At 70.2% G+C, this 23,527-nt stretch carries 30 protein-coding genes; 19 read left to right on the forward strand and 11 right to left on the reverse strand.

Going from position 1 to position 23,527, the window contains the following annotated elements; genetic code table 11:
• The gene (locus VGR32_RS09330; RefSeq protein WP_327449968.1) at positions 1-564 is read left to right on the forward strand and encodes a shikimate kinase; all 564 of its coding nucleotides are present in this window, start codon (positions 1-3) and stop codon (positions 562-564) included.
• Positions 561-1,667 carry a 3-dehydroquinate synthase gene (aroB, locus tag VGR32_RS09335; RefSeq protein ID WP_327449970.1) on the forward strand — a complete coding sequence of 369 codons (1,107 nt, stop codon included), beginning with the start codon at positions 561-563 and terminating at the stop codon, positions 1,665-1,667. Before VGR32_RS09330 ends, aroB begins: the two co-directional genes overlap by 4 nt.
• Here the strand turns inward: aroB and VGR32_RS09340 are convergent.
• The gene (locus VGR32_RS09340) at positions 1,664-2,074 is read right to left on the reverse strand and encodes an MliC family protein (RefSeq protein ID WP_327449972.1); all 411 of its coding nucleotides are present in this window, start codon (positions 2,072-2,074) and stop codon (positions 1,664-1,666) included. The genes aroB and VGR32_RS09340 overlap by 4 nt on opposite strands.
• A 37-nt stretch (positions 2,075-2,111) precedes the next feature.
• Positions 2,112-2,558 (reverse strand): tRNA adenosine(34) deaminase TadA, encoded by a 447-nt coding sequence (tadA, locus tag VGR32_RS09345; RefSeq protein ID WP_327450571.1) that lies wholly within the window; start codon positions 2,556-2,558, stop codon positions 2,112-2,114.
• Positions 2,559-2,570: 12 nt separating this feature from the next.
• On the opposite strand from tadA, the gene VGR32_RS09350 reads away from it, so the two are divergent.
• A complete protein-coding gene (locus VGR32_RS09350) occupies positions 2,571-3,977 on the forward strand; it encodes a pseudouridine synthase (RefSeq protein WP_327449974.1) in 1,407 nt (468 codons plus the stop codon).
• On the opposite strand, the gene VGR32_RS09355 is transcribed toward VGR32_RS09350, so the two are convergent.
• Together VGR32_RS09355 and VGR32_RS09360 are read right to left on the reverse strand one after the other, a co-directional pair.
• Entirely contained in the window at positions 3,960-4,631 is a 672-nt protein-coding gene (locus VGR32_RS09355) for a CDP-alcohol phosphatidyltransferase family protein (RefSeq protein ID WP_327449976.1), read from the reverse strand. The genes VGR32_RS09350 and VGR32_RS09355 overlap by 18 nt on opposite strands.
• A complete protein-coding gene (locus VGR32_RS09360) occupies positions 4,628-5,014 on the reverse strand; it encodes a hypothetical protein (protein WP_327449977.1) in 387 nt (128 codons plus the stop codon). The genes VGR32_RS09355 and VGR32_RS09360 overlap by 4 nt, the downstream gene beginning before the upstream one ends.
• 37 nt (positions 5,015-5,051) lie before the next feature.
• Here VGR32_RS09360 and VGR32_RS09365 point away from each other — a divergent pair, with 37 nt between their 5' ends.
• From VGR32_RS09365 to rsmD, 3 genes are read left to right on the forward strand one after another with little or no spacing between them, the layout of a single operon-like run.
• Positions 5,052-6,017: a phosphatidate cytidylyltransferase gene (locus tag VGR32_RS09365; RefSeq protein ID WP_327449979.1), complete on the forward strand. Its 966-nt coding sequence runs from the start codon at positions 5,052-5,054 to the stop codon at positions 6,015-6,017.
• Positions 5,998-6,681 (forward strand): lysophospholipid acyltransferase family protein, encoded by a 684-nt coding sequence (locus tag VGR32_RS09370; protein WP_327449981.1) that lies wholly within the window; start codon positions 5,998-6,000, stop codon positions 6,679-6,681. Before VGR32_RS09365 ends, VGR32_RS09370 begins: the two co-directional genes overlap by 20 nt.
• 1 nt (position 6,682) lies before the next feature.
• The gene (gene rsmD, locus VGR32_RS09375; RefSeq protein WP_327449983.1) at positions 6,683-7,258 is read left to right on the forward strand and encodes a 16S rRNA (guanine(966)-N(2))-methyltransferase RsmD; all 576 of its coding nucleotides are present in this window, start codon (positions 6,683-6,685) and stop codon (positions 7,256-7,258) included.
• On the opposite strand, the gene VGR32_RS09380 is transcribed toward rsmD, so the two are convergent.
• Complete coding sequence (locus VGR32_RS09380; RefSeq protein ID WP_327449985.1) at positions 7,241-7,516, reverse strand: YjhX family toxin; 276 nt, start codon at positions 7,514-7,516, stop codon at positions 7,241-7,243. The genes rsmD and VGR32_RS09380 overlap by 18 nt on opposite strands.
• A 196-nt stretch (positions 7,517-7,712) precedes the next feature.
• Between VGR32_RS09380 and VGR32_RS09385 the strand changes: the two genes are divergently transcribed.
• Positions 7,713-8,795: a kelch repeat-containing protein gene (locus VGR32_RS09385; protein WP_327449987.1), complete on the forward strand. Its 1,083-nt coding sequence runs from the start codon at positions 7,713-7,715 to the stop codon at positions 8,793-8,795.
• Positions 8,796-8,906: 111 nt separating this feature from the next.
• Here the strand turns inward: VGR32_RS09385 and VGR32_RS09390 are convergent, their stop codons facing one another.
• A complete protein-coding gene (locus tag VGR32_RS09390) occupies positions 8,907-9,419 on the reverse strand; it encodes a hypothetical protein (protein ID WP_327449989.1) in 513 nt (170 codons plus the stop codon).
• Between the two features lie 101 nt (positions 9,420-9,520).
• On the opposite strand from VGR32_RS09390, the gene VGR32_RS09395 reads away from it, so the two are divergent.
• Positions 9,521-10,024, forward strand: coding sequence for a cytochrome C (locus VGR32_RS09395; RefSeq protein ID WP_327449991.1), 504 nt, complete (start codon positions 9,521-9,523; stop codon positions 10,022-10,024).
• 184 nt (positions 10,025-10,208) lie between these two features.
• On the opposite strand, the gene VGR32_RS09400 is transcribed toward VGR32_RS09395, so the two are convergent.
• Positions 10,209-10,700 carry a low molecular weight protein-tyrosine-phosphatase gene (locus VGR32_RS09400; RefSeq protein ID WP_327449992.1) on the reverse strand — a complete coding sequence of 164 codons (492 nt, stop codon included), beginning with the start codon at positions 10,698-10,700 and terminating at the stop codon, positions 10,209-10,211.
• 145 nt (positions 10,701-10,845) lie between these two features.
• Between VGR32_RS09400 and VGR32_RS09405 the strand changes: the two genes are divergently transcribed.
• Positions 10,846-11,778 carry a hypothetical protein gene (locus VGR32_RS09405; protein WP_327449994.1) on the forward strand — a complete coding sequence of 311 codons (933 nt, stop codon included), beginning with the start codon at positions 10,846-10,848 and terminating at the stop codon, positions 11,776-11,778.
• Between the two features lie 14 nt (positions 11,779-11,792).
• Positions 11,793-12,356, forward strand: coding sequence for a hypothetical protein (locus VGR32_RS09410; RefSeq protein WP_327449996.1), 564 nt, complete (start codon positions 11,793-11,795; stop codon positions 12,354-12,356).
• Between the two features lie 21 nt (positions 12,357-12,377).
• On the opposite strand, the gene mutL is transcribed toward VGR32_RS09410, so the two are convergent.
• Both mutL and VGR32_RS09420 read right to left on the reverse strand, forming a co-directional pair.
• On the reverse strand, positions 12,378-14,228 hold the full coding sequence (gene mutL, locus VGR32_RS09415) for a DNA mismatch repair endonuclease MutL (RefSeq protein ID WP_327449998.1): 1,851 nt from the start codon (positions 14,226-14,228) through the stop codon (positions 12,378-12,380).
• A gap of 49 nt (positions 14,229-14,277) precedes the next feature.
• Positions 14,278-14,820 (reverse strand): DUF2061 domain-containing protein, encoded by a 543-nt coding sequence (locus tag VGR32_RS09420; protein WP_327450000.1) that lies wholly within the window; start codon positions 14,818-14,820, stop codon positions 14,278-14,280.
• 132 nt (positions 14,821-14,952) lie between these two features.
• On the opposite strand from VGR32_RS09420, the gene guaB reads away from it, so the two are divergent.
• Genes guaB through VGR32_RS09445 form a run of 5 tightly spaced genes read left to right on the forward strand, consistent with a single transcriptional unit; the run spans position 14,953 to position 19,972 of the window.
• Complete coding sequence (guaB, locus tag VGR32_RS09425; RefSeq protein WP_327450002.1) at positions 14,953-16,410, forward strand: IMP dehydrogenase; 1,458 nt, start codon at positions 14,953-14,955, stop codon at positions 16,408-16,410.
• A gap of 24 nt (positions 16,411-16,434) precedes the next feature.
• The gene (locus VGR32_RS09430; protein ID WP_327450004.1) at positions 16,435-16,833 is read left to right on the forward strand and encodes an MAPEG family protein; all 399 of its coding nucleotides are present in this window, start codon (positions 16,435-16,437) and stop codon (positions 16,831-16,833) included.
• 10 nt (positions 16,834-16,843) lie between these two features.
• Positions 16,844-18,073: an RsmB/NOP family class I SAM-dependent RNA methyltransferase gene (locus VGR32_RS09435; RefSeq protein ID WP_327450005.1), complete on the forward strand. Its 1,230-nt coding sequence runs from the start codon at positions 16,844-16,846 to the stop codon at positions 18,071-18,073.
• Positions 18,070-19,623 carry a glutamine-hydrolyzing GMP synthase gene (gene guaA / locus VGR32_RS09440; protein WP_327450007.1) on the forward strand — a complete coding sequence of 518 codons (1,554 nt, stop codon included), beginning with the start codon at positions 18,070-18,072 and terminating at the stop codon, positions 19,621-19,623. Before VGR32_RS09435 ends, guaA begins: the two co-directional genes overlap by 4 nt.
• Before the next feature lie 4 nt (positions 19,624-19,627).
• On the forward strand, positions 19,628-19,972 hold the full coding sequence (locus VGR32_RS09445; RefSeq protein ID WP_327450008.1) for an arsenate reductase: 345 nt from the start codon (positions 19,628-19,630) through the stop codon (positions 19,970-19,972).
• Here the strand turns inward: VGR32_RS09445 and VGR32_RS09450 are convergent.
• A complete protein-coding gene (locus VGR32_RS09450) occupies positions 19,969-20,208 on the reverse strand; it encodes a DUF2188 domain-containing protein (RefSeq protein ID WP_327450009.1) in 240 nt (79 codons plus the stop codon). The two genes, VGR32_RS09445 and VGR32_RS09450, sit on opposite strands and share 4 nt — an antisense overlap.
• A gap of 14 nt (positions 20,209-20,222) precedes the next feature.
• Positions 20,223-21,032 (reverse strand): endonuclease/exonuclease/phosphatase family protein, encoded by an 810-nt coding sequence (locus tag VGR32_RS09455; RefSeq protein ID WP_327450011.1) that lies wholly within the window; start codon positions 21,030-21,032, stop codon positions 20,223-20,225.
• A 139-nt stretch (positions 21,033-21,171) separates the two neighbouring features.
• On the opposite strand from VGR32_RS09455, the gene VGR32_RS09460 reads away from it, so the two are divergent.
• Genes VGR32_RS09460 through panB form a run of 4 tightly spaced genes read left to right on the forward strand, consistent with a single transcriptional unit; the run spans position 21,172 to position 23,452 of the window.
• Complete coding sequence (locus VGR32_RS09460) at positions 21,172-21,576, forward strand: DUF6249 domain-containing protein (protein ID WP_327450013.1); 405 nt, start codon at positions 21,172-21,174, stop codon at positions 21,574-21,576.
• A 24-nt stretch (positions 21,577-21,600) separates the two neighbouring features.
• On the forward strand, positions 21,601-22,155 hold the full coding sequence (locus VGR32_RS09465) for an RNA polymerase sigma factor (protein WP_327450015.1): 555 nt from the start codon (positions 21,601-21,603) through the stop codon (positions 22,153-22,155).
• Positions 22,145-22,564, forward strand: a complete 420-nt coding sequence (locus VGR32_RS09470) for a hypothetical protein (protein ID WP_327450017.1) — start codon at positions 22,145-22,147, stop codon at positions 22,562-22,564. Before VGR32_RS09465 ends, VGR32_RS09470 begins: the two co-directional genes overlap by 11 nt.
• Positions 22,565-22,615: 51 nt before the next feature.
• Entirely contained in the window at positions 22,616-23,452 is an 837-nt protein-coding gene (panB, locus tag VGR32_RS09475) for a 3-methyl-2-oxobutanoate hydroxymethyltransferase (protein WP_327450019.1), read from the forward strand.
• Positions 23,453-23,527: the final 75 nt, after the last annotated feature.

Consider the following 23,527-nt stretch of genomic DNA (forward strand, 5'->3'; position numbering starts at 1 on the left):
ATGCCGAAGCCCCCGGACTCCGCGATTCCGTCGATAGACCGCACCATAGCCCTGGTCGGCCTGATGGGCGTGGGCAAATCCACGGTCGGGCGGCGGCTGGCCAGACGCCTTGGACGCGATTTCGTCGACGCCGACGCCGAAATCGAGGCGGCGGCCGCCATGACGGTGTCGGACATCTTCGCGCAGCTGGGCGAGCCCGAGTTCCGTGCGGGCGAGGCGCGGGTCATCCGCCGTCTGCTGGACGGAGCGCCGAAAGTTCTGGCGACGGGCGGCGGCGCCATGATGAACCCCGACACACGCGCGCTGCTGAAGGCACGGACCGTGACCGTATGGCTCAGGGCGGATCTGGACGTAGTGGCCCAGAGGGTGGGGCGTCGCGACACGCGACCGCTGCTGCGGGGCAAGGATCCGAAGGCGACGCTGGCCGCGCTGGCGGAGGCCCGCTACCCGATCTATGCGGAGGCCGACCTGACGGTCGACGTCGGCGCTGGGTCTCACGCCCAGGCCGTCGAGGCGGTGGTGGCCGCGTTGAGGGCCGTCCCCTTGAGGAAGGACGACGCATGACACGGACCGTTCGTGTCGAGGGTGGCGGCTTCGCCGGTTACGACGTCGTCGTCGGCGAAGGCCTGATCGCCGAGGCCGGGGCCCGCATCGCCGACCTGGGATTTTCGCGTGTCTTCGTCGTCGCGGACGCGACGGTCGACGACCTGCACGGCGATCGGCTGCGCGCGGGGCTGGACTCGGCCGGCGTCTCTCACGCGGGCATGCGCCTGGCTTCCGGCGAGGCGAGCAAGAGCTTCGACGGGCTGCGCGAGACGCTTGCGGCGATGGCGCATGCCGGGCTGGACCGGAAGTCCGCGGTGATCGCGTTTGGCGGCGGGGTGACGGGAGATCTAGCCGGGCTGACCGCGGCGCTCTGGATGCGCGGCGTCGCCCTGATCCAGATCCCCACGACCCTGCTGGCGCAGGTGGATTCCTCGGTCGGCGGAAAGACGGCCATCGACCTGCCGCAGGGCAAGAACCTGGTGGGCGCCTTTCATCAGCCGCGACTCGTGCTGGCGGACGTCGCTGCGCTCGCCACCTTGCCGGCGCGTCAGCTGCGGTCGGGATGGGCCGAGGCTCTGAAGCACGGGCTGATCTGCGACCCCGACTATTTCGAGGCCCTGACGGGAGTCGACGGTGCGGCCCTGACCGGAGACGGGACCGCGCTGGCCCGGGTCGTGGCGCGCTCGGTCGAGATCAAGGCGGAGATCGTGGGGCGCGACGAGCGCGAGGCGGGGGCGCGCGCCCTGCTGAACCTCGGCCACACCTTCGGTCATGCGATCGAGGCGGAGCTCGGCTTCGACGACGAGGTGCTGACGCACGGAGAGGCCGTGGCGCTGGGTTGCTGTCTGGCGTTCCGGTTCTCGGAGCGGCAGGGGCTGTGCGACGCCGGCACGGCCGCGCGGGTCGAGGCGGCGTTCGCCGGGTCGGGGCTGCCGACCGGGCTGGACGGCGGCTGGGGCCTTTCGGCGCGAGCCCTGCTGACGCGGATGGCCGGCGACAAGAAGGCTGAGGGCGGTCGCCTGACGCTGGTCCTCGCCCGGGGCGTGGGGGCGGCGTTCGTCGCGAAGGACGTCGACGCCGGCGAGGTGGAAGCCTTGCTGAAGGCCGAGGGCGCGGCCTAGTCGACCGCGCGGCAATCGGTCGGCGGCGAGCCCTCGACCGACCAGGTCGCGAACTGGCCGCGTCCGCGCAGGTCGTGGCCGCTGGCGCGGTACCAGATGCCCTCGGGCGCGCGTTCCATGAACAGGTCGATGGCGTCGCCCAGGGAGGTGCGGGCGGTGGCCATTTCGCGGGCGTTGTCGAAATCGACCGAAAGGCGCTCGCCGTTGTCGCACAGGTAGACGGTGCGGACGACGCGATGAAGGGCGCGCTCCTGGATCTCGGCGCCCGTCCGGCGGCGTGCGGTCTGCGCCTCCTGCGCCCGCTGCTGGACCGCCTCCGCATCGTCCGTGACGGGGGTCGGCTCGCCGCAGGCCACCACGCCGGCGGTCAAGGCGATCAGGATCACTGACGTGGTCGTCGGACGCATGCGGCATTCCCCTCGGCTCGACGCCGAACGCGCCATGTCAGACCGGCGTTCCGCGCCGTGCACGGAAGAACGTCCGCAAGGCGAGCGCGGCGTCCTCGGCGAGCGGACCGCGCTCCGCCACGGGGCGCCAGTGCAGGGTCGGCTGCTCGAACAGCTTCGGGCCGTGGACGATCGCTCCGCCCTTGGGGTCGTCGGCGGCCCAGACGACGCGGCCGATGCGGGCGTGCGACATGGCCCCTGCGCACATCGCGCAGGGCTCCAGCGTGACGTAGAGGGTGAGGCCCGTCAGGCGATAGTTGCCGGTCGCGGCGGCCGCGGCCCGCAGGGCCACGATCTCCGCATGAGCGGTCGGGTCATGGCCGGCGACGGGGGCGTTGGCGCCGGTTCCGACCACCTGACCGGCGGCTTCGTCGACCACGACGGCGCCCACGGGCACCTCTCCGGCCGCAGCCGCCGCTTGCGCGAGGTCCAGCGCCATGCGCATGAACCGCTCATCATGGTCCGCCATACCGACGACAACGACAAGAAGCCCCGCCCGCGTCAAGCCGGCGGCAGGTCCGACGACCGCAAGCCCGGTCCCCGCTCCGGCAAGCCGGGCGGCAAGCCCGGCGCCGGGAAGCCGGAGGAGGCTCCCAAGCGCAGCGAACGCATAGCCAAGGCGATGGCGCGCGCCGGGATCGCCAGCCGCCGCGAGGTCGAGCGGCTGATCGGCCTGGGCAAGGTCGCCGTGAACGGCAAGATCCTGGACACGCCGGCCGTGCTGGTCACGCGCGACGACGTGATCACGGTGGACGGCAAGCCGATCGGCTCGGCACAGGCGACGCGCGTCTGGCGCTATCACAAGCCGGCGGGTCTGGTGACCAGCCACAACGACCCGCAGGGACGACCGACGGTGTTCGACGCCCTGCCGAACGGCCTGCCGCGCGTGATTTCGGTGGGACGGCTGGACCTGAACACCGAGGGACTGCTGCTGCTGACCAACGACGGCGAGCTGAGCCGGGCGCTGGAGCTGCCGTCGACGGAACTGGTGCGTCAGTACCGGGCGCGCGCTCGGGGGCGGGTGACGCAGGAGAAGCTGGACGGGCTGAAGCACGGCGTCACCGTGGACGGCGTGCGGTACGGGCCGATCGAGGCGACGCTGGACAAGGCCAAGGATGCGGCCGACGGCGACGGGCGGGGTCCGGCCAATCTGTGGATCAGCGTGGCGATCACCGAGGGCAAGAACCGTGAGGTCCGCAAGGTCCTGGAGAGCCTCGGCCTGACCGTGAACCGGCTGATCCGGCTGGCGTACGGACCGTTCCAACTGGGCACGTTGCCCGTGGGCGCGGTCGAGGAGGTGGGGCCGCGCGTGATCCGCGAGCTGCTGTCCGGACACATCCGGCCGGAGAACCTGCCGACCGGAAACACGGTCGAGACGCCCGCGCCGATCCCGGGCCGGCGCAGCGCGGCGCCGATCGTCAAGGGCAAGTCGGGTTCGGCCATGTCCGACCCGTCGCGCAAGCCCAGCCGCGTGCGCGCGGCCGAGGCGGCGCAGACCGAAGCCGTCGAGCGCCGCTCAAGGCCGCCGAAGAAACAGGGCTGGGCCAAGGCGGCGCCGAAGTTCGAGCACAAGAAGACCTTCAAGCCCCGCGCGCGCCCGGAAGGGGCCGAGGCGGCGGAAGGCGAGCGGCCGAAACGCGCCTTCAAGCCGCGCGAGGACAAGGTGATCGGCCCGAAGTCCGAGACGTGGGCGCGCGACCGCAAGCCGGCGGGCCGGGCCGGGCCGAAGAAGGATTTCGCGTCCCGTTCCGGCGATGCGCCGAAGCGGGACTTCAAGCCCCGGTCGGGCGCCGACGGACCGCCGCGGGGAGGGAAACCGGGAGGCGCGAAACCTCGTCCGGGCGGGTCACGCGGCGGGCGCTGAGCCTTTCAGACGCGCCGCGAGACGGGCCGTCCGGCGCAGCACGGTGGCGGCCGCCAGCAGGACGACGGTCGCCAGCGCCAGCCACAGGACGGCGCGATCCCAGTCGGGGAGGACCACGGCGCCGATCGCCGAAAGGACGCAGCCCGCGGTCAGCACGGCCATGCGGTGCGGCTTGGCCCCCGGGCCGCAGAAGTCGACCGTTTGCGTCAGGGCGTGGCCCAGTTCGCGCACATAGGCCGTCATGACGGCCAGGACCGCCGCGGCCCAGCCGAGCGCGGGACCAAAGGCGGGATCGTAAACCCGCAGCGCATAGCCGGCCCCGACCAGGAACAGCGCGTCGGCGACGCGGTCCGGAAGCTCGTTCCAGATCGGTCCCAAGGCGCCGCCCCGGCCGTGTTCGACCGCCACCATGCCGTCCAGAAGATTGGCCAGCAGGCGCAACTGGACGCAGAGGCCGGCGAGCAGCAGCCAGGTCGCCCGGGCCGAATCGCTCGCGTCGGCCGACTGCCAGAAGGCCCAGAAGCCCACGGCCGCGAACAGCAGGCTGGACGCCGAGATGACGTCCGGCGTGGCGCCGATGCGGGCAAGGCCGGCCGCGGCGGCGCGGGCCCAGCCGGTTCCCCGCGACTTCAGGGGGCGTCGGGACTCGATCATTTCCGCTCCAGGCTGAGGGCATAGGCGAAGGCGTAGAGGGTGGAGACGGTCCAGGGCACGGCGACGGTGGCCAGGACCTCGGGCGTGCCGACGGCCGTGTGCACGCCGGTCAGGAGCGCCGCGACGGTCGCACAGCTGGCCAGCGGCGGCAGGAGGGGCGCCGCCGGGCCGCGAAGGCGGGCATGCGCCCATTCGAGCCAGCGCTTGATCAGCAAGGTGATGAGACCGGACAGCAGCCCCTGCGCGGCGAAGGCGAGGCCCATGGCCTGAAGGCCGTGATCCCGGTTGGCGAAGGCCGCCCAGCCGCCCATCGCCACGACCGCGAAGGCGACGTGTCCGACTGTGGCGCGCAGGGGGTGCGTCGGGGAGGGCGGCTGGGCCATACTGGGTGCGGACCTGATTCCGGGAGCAGTCTAGGCCATGGGCGACCTGCTGACAGCGGGATTGGGAGAGGTCCGGCCGCCCCTGCTGTGGGGCTTCGCCGCGCTGGCCGTCGTGCTGGTTCTGGCGTCGCTGGCGGTGCTGTTCCTGCAGCGGACGAAGCCCGGCAAGGACTGGACCGAACTGCGACTGCGGGTGCAGTCCTGGTGGGTGATGATCGCGGTCGTCGCCCTGGCGCTGGCTCTGGGGTGGGCGGCGATGACGGTGCTCTTCGCCGCCATCTCGTTCGTCGCCCTGAGGGAGATCCTGTCGCTGGCGCCGCTGAGGCGCGAAGACCGGCTGATCGTGCTGTGGGCCTATCTGACGGTGCCGCTGACCTATGGTCTGGTCGCGCTGGATCAGTACCGCATCCATCTGGTAGCCATTCCGGTCTGGTTCTTCCTGGTGACGCCGTTCCTGATGGCGATCGCGGGCCAGACGCGGGCCTATCTGGCGACGACGGCGACGATCACATGGGCCGTCATCGTCTGCGTCTACAATCTGGCGGTCCTGCCGCTGCTGATGAAGGTTCCTGCAGAGGAGGCGCCGGCCGGAGCGGCGGGGCTGGTCTTCCTGCTGCTGGTGGCGACGGAGGCCAACGACGTCTTCCAGTTCATCTGCGGCAAGGCGTTCGGGCGGCGCAAGATCCTGCCCACCGTCAGCCCGAACAAGACCTGGGAGGGGTTCGTCGGCGGCTGGATCCTGACGGCGGGCGCCTTCTGGTTGCTGGCGCCGGTCTTCACGCCCCTGAACGCGTGGCAGGCGGCGGTCGTGGCGGGGGTGCTGCCGGTGGCGGGCTTCGCCGGGGACGTGACCATGAGCGCGGTCAAGCGCGACCTGGGCGTCAAGGACACCAGCCGCCTGATCCCCGGGCACGGCGGCCTGCTGGACCGGATCGACAGCCTGACCTTCACGGCGCCGTTGTTCTTCCACCTCGTGGCCTACTATGCCCTCACCCCGTACTGAGCCCGCAGAGGCGGCGCGGTCCCACAGCTGGCTGCGTCAGGCGTTTCTGACGGCGCTCGCCGTGCCGGCCGTGCGGTTCCTGACGGGCATGGACGTGATCGGACGCGAGCGGCTGCCGCAGACCGGGCCTGCCATCGTGGCCGCCAACCACGCCAGTCACATGGACGCCTTCATGCTGCTGAGCCTGTTTCCGGCCAAGACGCTGGCCAAGGTGCGGCCCGTGGCGGCGGCGGACTACTTCCTGGCCAATCCGGCCATCAGCTGGGTGTCGCTGAACCTGATCGGCATCAGCCCGATCTCGCGCAAGGTGAAGCGGGGCGAGGACGTGCTGGCCCCGGCGCGCCGGGCGCTGGAGCGGGGCGAGATCATTCTGGTCTTCCCCGAAGGCACGCGCGGCTCGGGTCAGGGCATGGGCGACCTGAAAGGCGGCGTCGCGCGACTGGCGGAAGCGTACCCGGCGGCGCCGGTCATCCCGATCTGGATACAGGGCGCCGACCGGGTGCTGCCGAAGGGCGCGCGGACGCCTGTGCCGATGAACTGCACGGCGCTGGTGGGCGAGCCCCTGGTCTGGGCCGAGCGTCAGGACCGCCCGGGGTTCACCGCGGCGCTGCGCGAGAGTCTGGAAGCGCTGGCGGCCGCGGCGCCGCCGCAGAAGTGGAGTTGAGATGCGGATCGTCGCGGGATCGTTGAAGGGCCGGGCCATCGTCGCGCCGGAGGGGCAGGGCACCCGCCCGACCAGCGACCGGGCGCGGCAGGCGATCTTCAACATCCTGGAGCACGCCCCGTGGGCGGAGGGCCTGACGGGCGCGCGGGTGATCGACCTGTACGCGGGCTCGGGCGCCCTGGGGTACGAGGCGCTGTCGCGGGGCGCGGCCTTCTGCCTGTTCGTGGAGACGGACGACGGCGCGCGCGGCGCCATCCGCGAGAACATGGACGCCTATGGTCTGTTCGGGCGCACGCGGGTGCATCGCAGGAGCGCGACCGATCTGGGGCCACGGCCGGGGTCGGCGGGCGAGGCCTTCACGCTGGCGTTTCTGGACCCGCCTTACCGGCAGGGATTGGGCGAGCAGACGCTGGCGCGGCTGCTGGAGGGCGGCTGGCTGGCGCCCGACGCGATCGTGGTCTTCGAGCGCGGCGTCGACGAGCCGGAGATCGAGACGCCCGGCTATGTGCGGCTGGACGCGCGCGACTGGGGGGCCGCGCGCGTCCTGTTCCTGCGGGTCCTACCAGCGACGGGCTGAGACCCTGTTGTCCAGCTGGGCCCGCATGCGGGCGAGGCCGTCGCGGTTGACGCGATAGGGGCCGCCGCCGAGGCTGGCGATCAACCCCTTGGTCTTCAGCTTCTTCCAGACCGAAAGGGTGCAGTCGGTCAGGAGGAAGCCGTCGCGCGTGTAGCAAAGGGCCGCCAGCACGCGGCCGTCGGGGTCGCGTTCCAGCACGATGCCGCCGCCTTGGGCGAGGCAGTGGAGCGTGCGCTGTTCCGCACGGGAGATGTTCATTTGGGTGATGTCCGAAAGGCGTGACGGGACGCTCCGGCACGACGACCGGAGGGCGGGTCAGAGGCTCTTCACAGCGGGCGCCGCGAGGCCTCAGGCCTGTCGCGCAATCTCGGACATGGACTTCCTGACCGGGCGGAATGCCCAGGGACGACGGCGCATATGGCACAGGTCGCGGTTTCGGGCCAGTCTGGGCCCCATGACCCAGCTTGATCGCCGCGCCCTGATCGCCTCCGCCGCCGCACTCGGGGCGTGTTCCAGCCTGCCAAGGGAGGCGGCCCCCGACGGGGCGGCCGTCGCGCCGCAGGACCGCGCCGTTGAGTGGTGGACGTGGCCGGCGATGCCGTGGGCGGTTCAGGAAATCTATGCCGCCGTGTGGATGGGGCGCATCGCGACGGCGGGCGGTCTCAGGTCCTTGCCGGGACAGCCGTTGCTCATCGAGAACCGCGTGGCGCTGTTCCATCCTGCAACCAACCGGTGGGACGAGGGGCCGATGTTGCCCGCGCCGCGGCACCATCCGATGATGGTCGCGCCGGGCCCGACGCTGTGGGCCATCGGAGGCTACGGCCGGTCCGACGCGGGCGACTGGACGAACGCCACCGAGGTGTGGTCGCTGACCCCCGGTGCGACGGAATGGGCGCCCGGCCCGGCTCTCCCCTTGCCGCAGGCCGAGGCGGTCGGGCTGGTGCACGACGGGCGGGTTCACCTGATCACCGGACGCAGTCCCGGCGGCGCGGCCAACGGAAACTGGAACGATCAGGGGGACGTCGACCGGCATCTGGTCCTTTCCGGCGGCCGGTGGGAGACGGCGCGGCCGTGCCCCATGGCCCGCAACAGCGCGGCGGGCGCCGTGCTGGGCGAGGCGCTGTTCATCGCCGGCGGACGCACGGTCGGCGGCGGCGGCACGGGGCGGCTGGATCGCTACGACTCCCTGATGGACCGGTGGGAGACGCTGGCCCCCATCCCGCCCTCGGCGGAGACGGGGCAGCAGGTAGGCGGCGGCCTGGCCATGGTCGCGGTGGACGGGAAGCTGATCGCGTTCGGCGGCGAGTGGTTCCGCCCGCGCGCCGACGGCGGCGGCGGCGGCGTGTTCCGCGAGACCTGGGTCTATGATCCCAACCACGACGTCTGGGAGCGCGGTCCGGACATGCGGACGCCGCGACACGGGTTGGCGGCGGTGGTCATGGACGGCGTCGTCGTGGCCATCGGCGGCGGCGACGTGGTGTCCGGCGGCAATGCGACGGGGGTGGTGGAGGCGTGGACGCCGGCGCTGTGGTCCTAGCCGCCGTGCTGGCGGATCATCTCGGCCACGTACGACCCGGTGCAGGCCTCGCCGTTCGGCGGCGGAAGACTTGCGTTTTCTGACGACGAGCCGGGCAAGCGGGCGCGAGCGTCAGCCTCCGGCGGCTTTCAGGGCCGGCATGGCCGCCCGCAGCGCCGACAGGGTCGGGCCGGGATCACGACCGCGACGGCGGCGCTCGGCGAAGGCGAGGGCGGCGCGGGCGAACTGAAGCCGCGAGGGCGTGACGCCAAGGGGCTCCGGCGGGCCCTCGGAATCGCCCATGTGGTCCAGGTGTTCGCGGCTGATCTCCACGCCCCAGCGCCGCCGGCCGGACGGCGTCAGGAAGCGGTCGTCCAGAAGGACGGACCGCGCCCACAGGCGGGGCCCGCCGCGTTCGAGATCGGCCAGCCGGATCTTCATCGGGTCGGGGTGACCCAACGCCAGCGCGAGGGCCGCGCGCGGCAGGTCCTCATCGACCCACATCATGTCGACGAAGCCTTCGACCTCCACCACGCGCCCGCCGAAGTCGACGATCAGGAAGTAGAAGAAGGTCGCGTCCTCGAAGCGGACGTCGAACGCCACGTCGGCGGGCTCGGTCGGGTCGGGCGCGTCGGGTTCGGACATGTGTGAACCAGAGACCACCGGGCGCGCCGGGGCAAGGCGGGTCCGGCTTGACGAACGCCGTCCTCCGAAGTCTGCTTCGCCCCGGGACGAGGGAGGCCACCATGCGACGGATGCTGTTTGCGGCGGCGTGTCTGGGCGCGGCCGCCGGTCTGGCAAGCTGCGGGGCGGCCGAGCGCACGGCGAAGGGCGCCGACGCCGGCGCCGGGCCGCGCGTCACGGCCGCCGGCGACGTTGAGGCGGGGCGGTATCTGGTCAGGATCGGCGGCTGCAACGACTGCCACACGCCGCGCTACGCCATGACCAACGGCGCCGAGCCGCCGGAGTCCGAATGGCTGAAGGGCTCGAACGAGCCGCACACCGGGCCATGGGGCGTCAGCTATGGCAAGAACCTGCGCCTGACGACGCGGCGGCTGACCGAGGACGAATGGGTCCGGCTGATGGACGAGGGGACCGGCCTGCCGCCCATGCCGTGGCCCAGCGTGCGGGCCATGTCGGAGGCCGACCGGCGGGCGATCTATCGCTACATCCGCCAGCTGCCGGGCGACCCGGAGCAGCAATCGCCGGAGCCGCGCCCGGCGGGCGGGCCGCCGCCGGCGGCGGGCTGAGGGCGGTGAGAGTCGGCGAAAAAAGACTCTCATTTCCATCACCGCCTGAAAGTCTCGTGAGATCAGGGTTATGGCGTCGTCGTCTGATGCGGCGTGGTGAGAGTTCCATCACGCCGGACTCTCATCAAGCACCCGGACGGTGGCCCGAACCCAAGCCCGGCCTCCAACATATAGGAAGATCGTCCTAATTGCAAGGGCGTCCTGCGGCGGTGTCTGAGGGGATGGCCAGCGCGTCGACGATGGCGCGGGCGGCGGCGGAGACGTCGGTCCAGGTCGTTTCGAACCCGGCCTGGTCGCCGAACCAGGGGTCGGCCACGGCCTGACCCGCGCGGCCGGGGACACAGTCGAGCAGCAGGCTGAGCCGGGCCGTCGCGTCGGCGGGGGCCAGCGCGCGCAGGTCGGCCAGGTTTTCGTGATCCATCGCGATCACATGATCGAAGCGGCGGAAGTCGTCGGACGTCACCTGCCGGGCGCGCAGGCCGGACACGTCCACCCCATGCCGCCGCGCCGTCGCCTGCGCCCGCCAATCCGGCGCCTCGCCCGCGTGCCAGTCGCCCGTGCCGGCGGAGTCGACGGTCAGTGCCAACCCCCGCCGCGCCGCCTCGGCGCGCAGCGCGCCCTCCGCGAGGGGCGAGCGACAAATGTTGTCGAGGCAGACGAAGAGGAGGGAGGGCATCTATCTTGACTTGGGACAATAGTGAGATGTCAGTATAAGCTTATCCATCAAGGCGGGAACTTGGAGAGGGTTTTTGGCACACTGTACCGTGCAGTATCGGCAGCTTAAGACCGATGACCTGCCTGGCACCCCTAATCTGAAGGCCATGATCGTCGCTGCCATGCGGACGGCTCGCGCTGGAGGGCGACTGGGAGATAGCGCCAGAGCAAGGATTTTGGATCTCGATCAGGATGGCAGCTACGTCATTCTGAACAAAATTCCCGAGCCAGATACTTGGGACAATCAGCTTTTTGCTGGCCAGCTAATCCACCTTCAAAGCGGCGCAGACGTTGCAGCCGTGATGCAATCTCTTGATGAGGATGCTGAAGAATTTCTCGTCGAACAGGTCAACCTGGGAGACGCGCGCGTCGCTAAAGGCATTCTGTACTTCGCGACGATCGAAAATCATGTCGGATTAATTGAGGGGCAACAGGTTAAGGGACGCACGCTGGAACGATACCTAACAGCGCTCCTGCAGAGCGTTGGTTCGTTGGAGGTCGGAACGCCGATCATTCTGAACGGAAGCTTTCGTGCCAGTGACGGGAAGGAACTGACGGAGGCGTCGGAGATCACCATTCAGGCCGAGCGGAACGAGGGAGACATGCTCGCCGCTGGCTCAGCGATCATTGACGAAGTCTTGGAAAAAGAAGCAGCACGGCTGCGTCGCGACGGAGCGACCGTTTTCGACGTCCTTCGGACCCTTAACTGGAGTGACGAGGCGATCACGCGGCTAGCAGCTGAAATTCCTGACGACGGATGGATTGAAGGGTTCTTCAAGGTCTTCATCAAACAGCGCAATCGCCGGAAGAAAAACATCGGTCGGGCAGCGATTAACGAAGCTCTGCGCAACATAGACCCGGCAGACATTGGGCTGGACGGTGAAGGCCGAGAAAGGGGCGGCATTGTAAAGCTGTCGACGCGTCAGCGAGTCCAAATGATTGGATCGCTCCTTGACCCTGCCGATGCGGTGGAACAGATTGTGAACTCTCTTAAGGGTTGGGCCTCTGCCGGGAAAATCGATTGCACCTTCGACCCGTAGAATGGCGGACTTGTTTGATCGCCTTCCTCATCGGCGCTTCGTTGCCCCCTGGGGTCTTCGGCGGTGAGGCGGGACGCCTTCTCACAACCTTTCTAGGCTTTGTGACCGCAAGCATCTTGCCGACGATCTCGTTGATCGTCGGCGGGATGGTCGTCGGCGGGCAGTCCGTTCAACATCTTGACGATCTCGGGAAAGAGCTAAGTTCGACCGTAGACGCGCTTTTCGGTGTGTTCGGGCTAATCGGGCTGGCCGTCATAATTCTCATGACGCTGGCGATACCGACCCCGGCCTCGGAGTACATTCCCAACGTTGCGAAGGCTTTACCGTCCAGAGGCGGGCAAGGACTTGTATGTTTTGTGGGCGCTCTAGCAATCGCGCGCTCAGGCACAGTGCCTGGCGCAATCAGGCGTTCCCTGACTTTGCGCACCTCTATTGCTGTCGATGATGCACGCAAGAAGACTGAGGAGCGAGGCGATGCTGCAAAGGCCAAGGTACGGGCCGGCTTCGCGACCAAGGACGGATTCGGACGCACGACCAAGTTAGCCGACATTCAACGCCCGGGTCGGGACGAGCGTTAAAACCCGCCGGCCGGGACGACCTCACCGCCTCCCGAACAGCCGCTCCAGATCGGCCAGCTTCAGCTCCACATAGGTCGGACGACCGTGGTTGCATTGGCCGCTGTGCGGGGTGGCTTCCATCTGGCGCAGCAGGGCGTTCATCTCGGGCGCGGAGAGCACCCGGCCGGCGCGGACGGAGCCGTGGCAGGCCATGGTGCCGCAGACCTCCGCCATGCGCTCCTTCAGACTGAGCGCCGCGCCGTGTTCGGCCAGGTCGTCGGCGATGTCGCGGATCAACCCTTGCACGTCCGTGTCGCCCAGCAGGGCGGGGGTCTCGCGCACCAGCACGGCGCCGCCGCCGAAGGGTTCGACGATCAGGCCCAGCTCGGCCAGTTCGTCGGCGCGGGCGACGACGCGGTCGGCCTCGACGGGGTCCAGCTCGACCACCTCGGGCGTCAGCAGGGCCTGACGGGTCACGGCGCCGGTCGCCATCTGGGCCTTCATCCGCTCATAGACCAGCCGCTCATGCGCGGCGTGCTGGTCGACGACGACCAGGCCGTCGCGGGTCTGGGCGACGATGTAGGTGCCGTGCAGCTGGGCGCGGGCGGCGCCCAGCGGATGGTCGATCTCGGAGGGGTAGGCGGCAGGGGCAGGCTGCAGGGAGGCCTGATCCGGTTCGACGCGGGCGCTCCGCTCCTCCAGGCCGGGGATGATTTGTGGAGCGGGGCGGGCGGCGTCCCAGCCCGTCCAGCCGCTGAAGCCCGACGCGCTCGCGCCGCTTCCCCCTGAGCCCCAAGCCCTGGGCCCCAAGCCCTCGGACCCGCCCCCGGGCCGGAAGCCGGCGAGGGCGTCGGCCGCCACGGTCGTGCTGGCCCGGTGGCCGGCGCCGGCGAGGGCGTGGCGCAGGGCGCCGACGATCAGGCCGCGGACCAGGGCGGGGTCGCGGAAGCGGACCTCGGCCTTGGCGGGGTGGACGTTGACGTCGACCTGCAGCGGATCGAGGTCCAGGAACAGGGCGGCGGCCGGGTGTCGGTCGCGGGCCAGGAAGTCGGCGTAGGCGCCCCGGATGGCGCCGTGCAGCAGCCGGTCCTTCACCGGCCGGCCGTTGACGAACAGGAACTGGTGCGCCGCGTTGCCCCGCGAATAGGTGGGCAGGCCGGCGTAGCCGGACAGGCGCAGGCCCTCGCGCGTCTGGTCGATCAGCAGGGCATTGGCCTCGAAGTCGCGGCCCAGCAGGGCGGCGAGGCGACGCAGGCGGCCCTCGTCGCCTCCAGCTTCGGCGGGCAGGCGCAGCACGGCGCGGCCGTCCAGCAGCAGGGTGAAGGCGACGGCCTCATGCGCCATGGCCTGACGCTTGATCTCTTCGGTGATCGCCATGGCCTCGGCGCGGGCCGACTTCATGAACTTCAGCCGCGCGGGGGTGGCGTAGAACAGGTCGCGCACCTCGACCCGCGCGCCGTGCGGGGCGGGGAAGGGGGCGGGCGCCGGCCCGACGGCGGCGCCGCCGTTGACCTGCATGGCCCAGGCCTCCTCTCCCGCCGTGCGGGCGGTCAGCGACAGGCGGGCGACGGAGCCTATGGAGGGCAGGGCCTCGCCCCGGAAGCCCAGGGTGAAGATGCGAAGCAGGTCGACGTCGCCGGCGTCGTCGGCCTCGAGCTTCGAGGTCGCGTGACGCTCGACGGCCAGCGGGAGTTCGTCGCGCGGGATGCCCTTGCCGTCGTCGGCCACGAGAATCCGCGACAGGCCGCCGCCGTCGGCGTGGATCTCGATGGCGGTGGCGCCGCCGTCGATGGCGTTCTCGACCAGCTCCTTCACCGCGCCGGCCGGGCGGTCGATCACCTCGCCGGCGGCGATGCGGTTGACGGTCTCGGGCGAGAGGCGGCGGATGGGCATGGGACGCCCAAGATAGGCGCGTCGCGGCGGATTCGTCAGTGCGGCCGGATCAGGCCTCGGCCAGCGCCGCCTTGCGCGCCTCGCGCCGGGCCTCGATGCGGCTCCAGACGCGATCGTGCACCGTGAAGAAAACCGTCTGGACCAAGGGCTCGATCACGCCGATGGCCAGCGCCGTGGCGAGGTTTTGCGTCAGGGCGTAGGCGACGGCCACGGCCACGGTGAAGTGCATGAGACCGTAGGTGACGGTCTTGAAGGCGATCTGTTTGAAGGACGTGGGCAGGGCGTGGCTATGCCCGTGGTGGGCGCGCCGCTGCTCCTCGATCGACATGACCTCGAGGCGGGCCGTGAAGGCTTCCGACGCCTCCTCCAGCGAGGACAGGCGACGTCGGCGCTCGATGCGGTGCCAGACGCGGTCGTGGACCGAGTAGGCGATGGTCTGGAAGAAGGGCTCGACCAGTCCGACGGCCAGCGCCAGACGCCAGTCGCGCGTGATGGCGAAGGCGACCAAAATGGCCACCACCAGGTGCATCACGCCGTAGCTCGCGATCTTGAGCGCGAGATTGCGGGCCGTGCTGATCAGCAACTTGACCATTCAGTTCCGAAAATCGTGTCGCGACCGCCGCCGCGCAAGGCAATTTTTCTTGTCGGACAGATAGCTCGCCCGGGGCCCTTGCGGTTCCACCACCCCGGCGGTTATACGCGGCCCGCAAAACGGAGGCTCCTCATGGAGATTCGCGAAGGGCTCACCTTCGACGATGTTTTGCTCGAACCCGGCCCGTCCGAGATCATGCCCGCCGAGGCGGACGTCTCGACGCGCCTGACCCGCGACATCAAACTGAACATCCCGCTGCTGTCGTCCGCCATGGACACGGTGACAGAGGCGCGGCTGGCCATCGCCATGGCGCAGGCCGGCGGCCTGGGCGTCATCCACCGCAACCTGAGCGTGGACGAGCAGGCCGATCAGGTCCGGCAGGTCAAGCGCTACGAAAGCGGCATGGTGGTGAACCCGGTGACGGTGCACCCCGACACGACGCTGGGCGAGGTGCGCCAGATCGTGGTCGCCAAGAAGATCAGCGGCTTCCCGGTGGTCGACCGGACGACGGGCAAGCTGGTCGGCATGCTGACCAACCGCGACATGCGGTTCGAGAACGACCCGAACCGCAAGGCCGCCGAGCTGATGACCACCGGCGAGCTGGTCACCCTGCGCGAGGGCGCGGGCAAGGAGGCGGCGCGGGAGCTGCTGCGGACGCGCAAGATCGAGCGGGTCATCGTGGTGGACGAGGATCAGCGCGCCGTCGGCCTGATCACCATGAAGGACATTGAGAAGGCCCAGGCCTTCCCCAGCGCGGCGAAGGACGAGCAGGGCCGCCTGCTGGTGGGCGCGGCCTCGACCGTGGGCGACAGCGGCTTCGAGCGCGCCATGGCCCTGGCCGACGCCGGCGCGGACGTGGTGGTGATCGACACCGCCCACGGCCACTCGGCCCAGGTGGCGCGGGTGGTGGAGCGCATCAAGCGCGAGAACAACCGACTGCAGATCGTCGCCGGCAACATCGCCACCTATGACGCCGCGCGTGCCCTGATCGACGCGGGCGCCGACGCGGTGAAGGTGGGAATCGGGCCGGGCAGCATCTGCACCACCCGCATCGTCGCCGGCGTGGGCGTGCCCCAGCTGACGGCCGTCATGGAGGCGGCGCGCGCGGCGAAGGACTCGGGCGCGCCGGTCATCGCCGACGGCGGCATCAAGTATTCGGGCGATCTGGCCAAGGCCATCGCGGCGGGCGCCAGCGTCGCCATGATGGGCTCGATGTTCGCCGGCACGGACGAGGCGCCGGGCGAGGTCTTCCTGTACCAGGGGCGCAGCTACAAGAGCTATCGCGGCATGGGTTCGGTGGGGGCGATGGGCGCGGGCAGCGCCGACCGCTACTTCCAGAAGGAGGTCGAGACCCAGAAGCTGGTGCCCGAGGGCATCGAGGGTCAGACCCCCTACAAGGGACCGATCGCGCCGGTGCTGCACCAGATGGTGGGCGGCCTGCGCGCGGCCATGGGCTACGTCGGCGCCGGCACCATTCCGGAGCTGCAGGATCGGGCGCGGTTCGTGCGCATCACCGGCGCGGGCCTGCGCGAAAGCCATGTGCACGACGTGATGATCACGCGTGAGGCGCCGAACTATCGGCAGGGCTAGAAGGGCGGGGAGGCCCGGAACGTCATGGACATGCATCCCGACCTGATCATGGTCGCCTTCACCCTGATCCTGGCCCTGGTCCAGATCGGCTTGGCCGGCATGGCGCGCACCGCCGAACTGGGCGGCAAGTGGAACGCCGGGCCGCGCGACGGCGAAACGCCGCCGCCGGGCAAGATGGCCGGTCGGTTGCTGCGGGCGCAGGCGAACCTGTTCGAGACCCTGCCGCTGTTCATCGGCGCGGTGTTGATCAGCCAGATCGCGGACAAGTCCGGCCCCCTGACGATGTGGGGGGCGCACCTCTATCTGTTCGGACGGGTGCTCTATGTGCCGCTGTACGCCTTCGGCGTGCCCTATCTCCGCTCGCTGGTCTGGCTGGTCGCCACGGCGGGACTGGTGATGGTCATCGCCGCCCTGTTCGTCTGATCGGAGACCCGTGACCCCTTCCGCCCGACTCGCCGCCGCCGCCTCCGTCCTGGACTCCATCGCCCAGGGCCGCCAGCCGGCCGAGGCCGTGCTGAAAGCGTGGGGCGCGGCCAACCGCTATGCCGGGTCCAAGGACCGCCGGGCCATCGCCGACCGGGTCTACAAGGTGCTGCGCGCGCGGGGCCGGCTGAGCTGGATCATGGGCGGGCGCGAGGATGGGCGGGCGCTGGTGATCGGCTCGCTGGCGGCGCTGGACGGGCTGCCGCTGGAAGAGATCGAGGCGCTGCATTCCGGCGAAGGCTACGGGCCGCGCCCGCTGTCGAAGCAGGAGCGCAGCCGGATCACGGCGGGGCAGGACGAACTGCCGGGCTGGGTCGCGGCGGGCCTGCCGGAGTTCGTGGTCGAGGACTTCAAGGCCACCTTCGGCGATCGCTGGACCGAGGAGGCGCGCGAGCTGATGCAGCCGCGCGCGCCGATCGACCTGCGGGTCAATCCGGCCAGGGCGACGGTGGACTTGGTCGAGGCCGAACTGCGCGAGGCGGGGCTGGAGCCCGAGCGGACGGCGGGATCGCCGGTCGGCCTGAGGCTGGCGTCCGAGCCGCCGCCGAACGTGCAGGCGCTGGAGGCCTTCAAGTCGGGCCGCATCGAAATCCAGGACGAGGGCAGCCAGATCGTCTGCGCCCTGGCCGGGGCGGCGCCGGGCATGACGGTAGTCGACTATTGCGCCGGCGGCGGCGGCAAGACGCTGGGGCTGGCGGCGGCGATGCAGGGGCAGGGGACGCTGGTCGCCTCGGACGTCGTGGCCAAACGGCTCGAAAACATCCGGCCCCGACTGGTCCGCGCGGGGGTTGAGGCGGAGCTGCGGCTGATCGGGCAGAACGGCGGCGGGATGGAGGATCTGAACGGCGCGGCCGATCTGGTCTTCGTCGACGCGCCGTGCAGCGGGTCGGGAACCTGGCGGCGCCGGCCCGAGGACGCGTGGCGGCTGACGGCCGAGGAGGTCGAGCGGCTGCATGCGCTGCAGGTGCGGATCCTGGGACAGGCGGCGAAGCTGGTGAAGCCGGGCGGGCGTCTGGCCTACGTCACCTGTTCGATGCTGGGCCGCGAGAACGAGGCCAGCGCCGACGCCTTCGAGGGCGCGCATCCCGAGTTCGCGCCGGTGGGCGGGCGCCGCCGTCTGTCGCCGGCCTCGACGAACACCGACGGCTTCTTCTTCGCCCTGTACGAACGGACCGCATGACCGAGCACCAGAAAGTTCTGATCGTCGATTTCGGCAGCCAGGTGACGCAGCTGATCGCGCGGCGGCTGCGCGAGGCGAAGGTCTATTGCGAGATTCATCCGTACGCGAAGGCCGAGGCCGCGATGTCGGCGATGAAGCCCGCCGCGATCATCCTGTCGGGCGGGCCGGAGAGCGTGCACGAGGCGGGCAGCCCCCGCGCGCCGGACGCCGTCTTCACCGCGGGCGTGCCGGTCCTGGGCATCTGCTACGGCGAGATGACCATGTGCGAGCAGCTGGGCGGCAGGGTCGAGGGCGGCCATCATCGCGAGTTCGGCCGTGCGGCGATCACCGTGCAAAAAGCCTCGCCGCTGCTGGAAGGTCTGGCGGGCGTCGGCGAGGACGAGCCGGTGTGGATGAGTCACGGCGACAAGATCACCGCCATCCCCGAGGGCTTCGACGTCATCGCGACCTCTCCCGGGTCGCCCTATGCCGTCATCGGCGACGAGACGCGGCGTTTCTACGGCATCCAGTTCCACCCCGAAGTCATGCACACGCCGCGCGGCGACCGTATGCTGATGAACTTCACCCACGGCATCGCGGGGCTGAAGGGCGACTGGACCATGGCCGCCTATCGCGAGGAGAAGATCGCCCAGATCCGCGCGCAGGTCGGCGACGCGAAGGTTATCTGCGGCCTGTCGGGCGGGGTCGACAGCTCGGTGGCGGCGGTGCTGATCCACGAGGCGATCGGCGACCAGCTGACCTGCGTGTTCGTGGACACCGGCCTGCTGCGCAAGGACGAGGCGACGCAGGTCACGACCCTGTTCCGCGATCACTACAACATCCCGCTGATCCACGTTGACGCCTCGAAGGAATTCCTTGGCGCGCTGGCAGGTCAGTCGGACCCGGAGACCAAGCGCAAGACCATCGGCCGGGTCTTCATCGAGGTGTTCGACCGCGAGGCCTCGAAGATCGAGGGCGCGGAGTTCCTGGCCCAGGGGACGCTGTATCCCGACGTGATCGAGAGCGTGTCGTCGTCCAGCGGCAAGGCGCACGTCATCAAGAGCCATCACAACGTCGGCGGCCTGCCGGACTACATGAAGCTGAAGCTGGTCGAGCCGCTGCGCGAGCTGTTCAAGGACGAGGTGCGGGCCCTGGGCCGCGAGCTGGGGCTGACCGACGCCTTCGTGGGACGGCACCCGTTCCCGGGGCCGGGTCTGGCAATCCGCATCCCCGGCGAGATCACCCCGGACGCGGTCGCGACCCTGCAGGAGGCGGACGCCATCTATCTGGAGGAGATCCGCAAGGCGGGCCTGTACGACCAGATCTGGCAGGCGTTCGCCGTGCTGCTGCCGGTCAGGACGGTCGGCGTCATGGGAGACGCCCGAACCTATGAGAAGGTGCTGGCCCTGCGCGCGGTGACCTCGACCGACGGCATGACGGCGGACTTCTTCGAGTTCCCGTGGGACGTGCTGGGCAGGACGGCCACGCGCATCGTCAACGAGGTGCGCGGCGTGAACCGCGTGGTCTACGACGTGACGTCGAAGCCGCCGGGCACGATCGAGTGGGAATGACGGCGTGATCCTTTACGGCATTCCCAACTGCGACACCGTGAAGAAGGCGCGCGTCTGGCTGGACGGGCGGGGCACGGCCTACGCCTTTCACGACTACAAGAAGCAGGGCGTCGACGAACCGGCCCTGCGGGGATGGGTGGCCGAACACGGCTGGGAGGCGGTGCTGAACCGAAAGGGCACGACCTTCAGGGCGGTGCCGGACACGGAGAAGGCCGGGCTGGACGGGGAGAAGGCGATCAAGCTGATGCTGGCGCAGCCGTCGATGATCAAACGGCCGGTTCTGGCGCTCGACGACGGGCGGACGCTGGTGGGCTTTCAGCCCGCCGGGTGGGACGCGGCGCTGGGCTAGCCCTCGACGTCGGTGTCCGGGCGGTCGGAGCCGTCGGCGCGTTCGGTGACCCAGCGGCCGTCCGCGGTCTCATACTCGATCCAGGCGGTGCGGTCGGCGACGCGCTGTTCGCGGGCGGCGCGCTCGGCGGCGGCGCGGGCCGCATCGTGGTTGGGGAAGGTCTCCGAGAAGGTGTCGCCGAGGCGGTAGGCCCAGCCGCCGTCGTGCTCGACGATGCGATAGGTGACTTCGGTCATGATGGGCTCCGGGCTCAGGATTTCAGGCGGACGACGGCTTCGACGGCATAATGATCCGAGGGCCAGACGCCGTCGACGTCCGCCGTGCCGCTGACGCGTGCGGAGACGACGTCGAAGCCGTCGCGCTGCACGAAGATGTGGTCGATGACGCGCGGCTGGTGGCCTTCGTTCGTGTTCAGGGTCGTCGGTACGGCGCCGGCGGGCAGGGCGGTGACGAAGCGGGGCGAGGCCGCCAGGCCGGCCAGACCGGCGTCCTCCAGCGGGGCGTTGAAGTCGCCCATGACGATCAGGGGCGCGTCGCCCTCGCCGATCCAGGCCAGCAGATCGGCCGCCTGGCGCGCGCGGATGGAGGCGCCTTCCGAGGTGTGGTGAAAGTGAGTGTTCACGACGTCGATCGGCCGACCGTCGAAATCGACGCGGACCCGCAGGGCGGTGCGGTAATCGTCCAGCGGCTCCAGCTTGCGGGTCCGGGTTTCGAGGATGGGAAGGCGGCTGAGGATGGCGTTGCCGTAGCGCCGCGGCGCCCCCTCGGCGTCGGTGGACGTGAATCGCACCTCGTAGCCGCCCAGGGCCGCCGCGAGGGTGTCGGCCTGGTTCGGCAGGCCGGTCGCGGCGTCCTCCAGCACCTCCTGCAGGGCGATGACGTCGGCGTCGGCGGCGCGCAGGGTCTCGACGATGAGCGGCAGGCGCTTCGGCCAATCCTCGCGGTCGTGCCAGATGTTGAAGGTGGCCAGACGCAGCGGGCGCGACGAGCCGGGCAGGGTCGCGCAGGCGGCAACCGGGGCGGCGGCGAAGGCGGACAGGAGGGCGCGGCGATGCATCATGCAGGGCCGTTCTAGTCCCGCCCGCCGCCTTACGAAAGTTTCACCCGCCGATCCGCATCCGTAAGGCCGCCCGGGCGCCTCTTGTGATCAGAAGGCCGGCGCATCAGGCTGCCGGTCGGGAGAGACAAGGGGATTTCCAATGGACGAAGGTTTCGTCGGCGTCATCGCCATCCTGGCCGTTTTCGGCACCATCACCGCCATCATCGTCGGGCCCAGCTGGCTGAAGTCGCGCGAGAAGCGCGAGATGCAGGAGACGGTGCGCCGCGCCATCGACAAGGGCCAGGACCTGCCGCCCGAGCTGATCGACGCCATGACGAAGGACGTGCAGAAGAACCTGCCGTCCCGGACACGCGACCTGCGCAAGGGCATCATCTGGACCGCCGTGGGCATCGGCATCTCGGCCTTCAGCGTGGTCAGCAGCATGGGCGAGCGCCACTGGGCCGGCGACAATCTGGACAACGGCCTGCTGGGCATCGCCTGCATTCCGCTGACCGTCGGCCTGGCCTTCATCGTCCTGAGCTTCTTCAACAAGAACAAGGACTGAGTCGGCACGGGCAGGGGGATCGTCATGACCCAGTCTCTGATCGACCGGCACGACGTGGAGCTGGCGGCCCAGGCGGCCGCCGGCGGCCGGCGGGAGTTCGGCGAGCTGGTCCGTCGCCACGGATCGGCCGTCCGGGCCCTGCTGCGCCGGATGGGGGCCCAGCCCTCGACCGCGGACGACGTGGCGCAGGACGCCTTCATCCAGGCGTTCGAGCGCTGCGCGGAGTTTCGCGGCGAGGGCACGTTCGCGGCCTGGGTCAAGCGGATCGCGGCCCGTCTCTACCTCAAGCGGGTCGCCAAGGAAGCCCGCTACGTCGCGGAACTGGAAGACGATTCGACGGCTCCGGCCGTCGAGCACGGGGACCGCGTCGATCTGGACGAGGCCCTGAAGTCCCTGAGCGAGGCGGAGCGCCTCTGCGTCAGCCTGTGCCACGGCGCGGGCATGGCGCATCCGGAGATCGCGGCCGCCCTGAATTTGCCACTCGGCACGGTGAAGTCTCATGTCAAACGTGGTCTGGATAAACTCCGCGCGCGGCTCCAGCCCGGCGGCTCCATGGGGAGGGCGCAGCATGTCGGCTGACGAATTCGACCCCGAGATCGAGCGTCTGTTCGGACGCACGCCGCACATGCCCGACGCGACGCTGTTCACCGCGCAGGTGGAGAAGCGTCTGGAACAGGGTTCGCGTGTGCGCTTCCTGGCCCTGTCGCTGGCCGGCGTCATCGGCGGCGCCGTGGCGCTGCGCGAGGCGGTGACCGTCAACCTGAACCTTGGCGACGGCTCCGGCGTGGTGGCGGGCGCGGCGGTGAACCAAGGCGTCAGGACGGTGTCGACGCAGGCGCAGGGGCTGGCGCAGGGCGCGCTGGACGCCGTCGGCCTGAGCGGAATGGAAATCGGCTCGCTGGGCGCGATGCAACTGTTCTGGATCGCGGCGGCGGCTCTGGTCGCGGTGGCGGCGGCCGGGGCGATGCGGCTGGCCCAAGACGTGTGATGACGTGGGGGCTCCGAGCCCCTATCTAGACCTCGCATCGAGGAGGTCGTGATGTCCGCGCAAAAGCAGGAAACCGTCCGACGTCTGGCGGCACCCGACATCCGCGCCCGCAAGGGCGGCGAGCCGCTGGTCTGCCTGACCGCCTATGACGCGCCGACTGCGGAGATTCTGGATCCGCACTGCGACCTGCTGCTGGTCGGGGACAGCGTCGGGATGGTCGTTCACGGCCTGCCCAACACGGTCGGCGTCACCCTCGACATGATGATCCTGCACGGTCAGGCCGTGATGCGCGGCTCGAAGCGGGCCATGGTCGTGATCGACATGCCGTTCGGGAGCTACGAGGGCGGGAAGGAAGTCGCCTACGACAACTGCGCCCGGGTGATGAAGGAGACCGGCGCCCAGGGCGTGAAGCTGGAAAGCGGGCCGACGGTGCCGGAAACGATCGCCTATCTGGTCCAGCGGGGCATACCGGTGATGGGGCACGTGGGCCTCAGGCCCCAGGCGGTGCTGACCGACGGCGCCTTCAAGGCCAAGGGTCGGACGGAGGAGGAGCGGCTGCGCGTCCTGGCCGAGGCCGAGGCCACCGCCGACGCCGGCGCCTTCGCCGTCGTTGTGGAGGGCGTGGCGGAAGGGCTGGCCCGGGAGGTCACGGCCGCGATCGACAAGCCGACGGTCGGCATCGGCGCGTCGGCGGCCTGCGACGGGCAGATCCTGGTGGTGTCCGACATGCTGGGCCTGTTCGACTGGACGCCGAAGTTCGTGCGCCGGTACGCCGATCTGCGCGGCGAGATCGATCGAGCGGTCGCCGGCTATGCCGCGGACGTCCGTGCCCGCCGTTTTCCTGCCGAAGTCGAAACATACTTCTCCAAAAAGCCCGCTTCGGCCTGAGGCCGCGTTGCGGGGGTGACGGCGAGGCTCTAGGGTCGCGCCGGTTTCAATTCAGCGGGTCGTGAACCCCGCTTC

The sequence above is a fragment of the Brevundimonas sp. genome (assembly GCF_035935935.1).
GTDB lineage: Bacteria > Pseudomonadota > Alphaproteobacteria > Caulobacterales > Caulobacteraceae > Brevundimonas.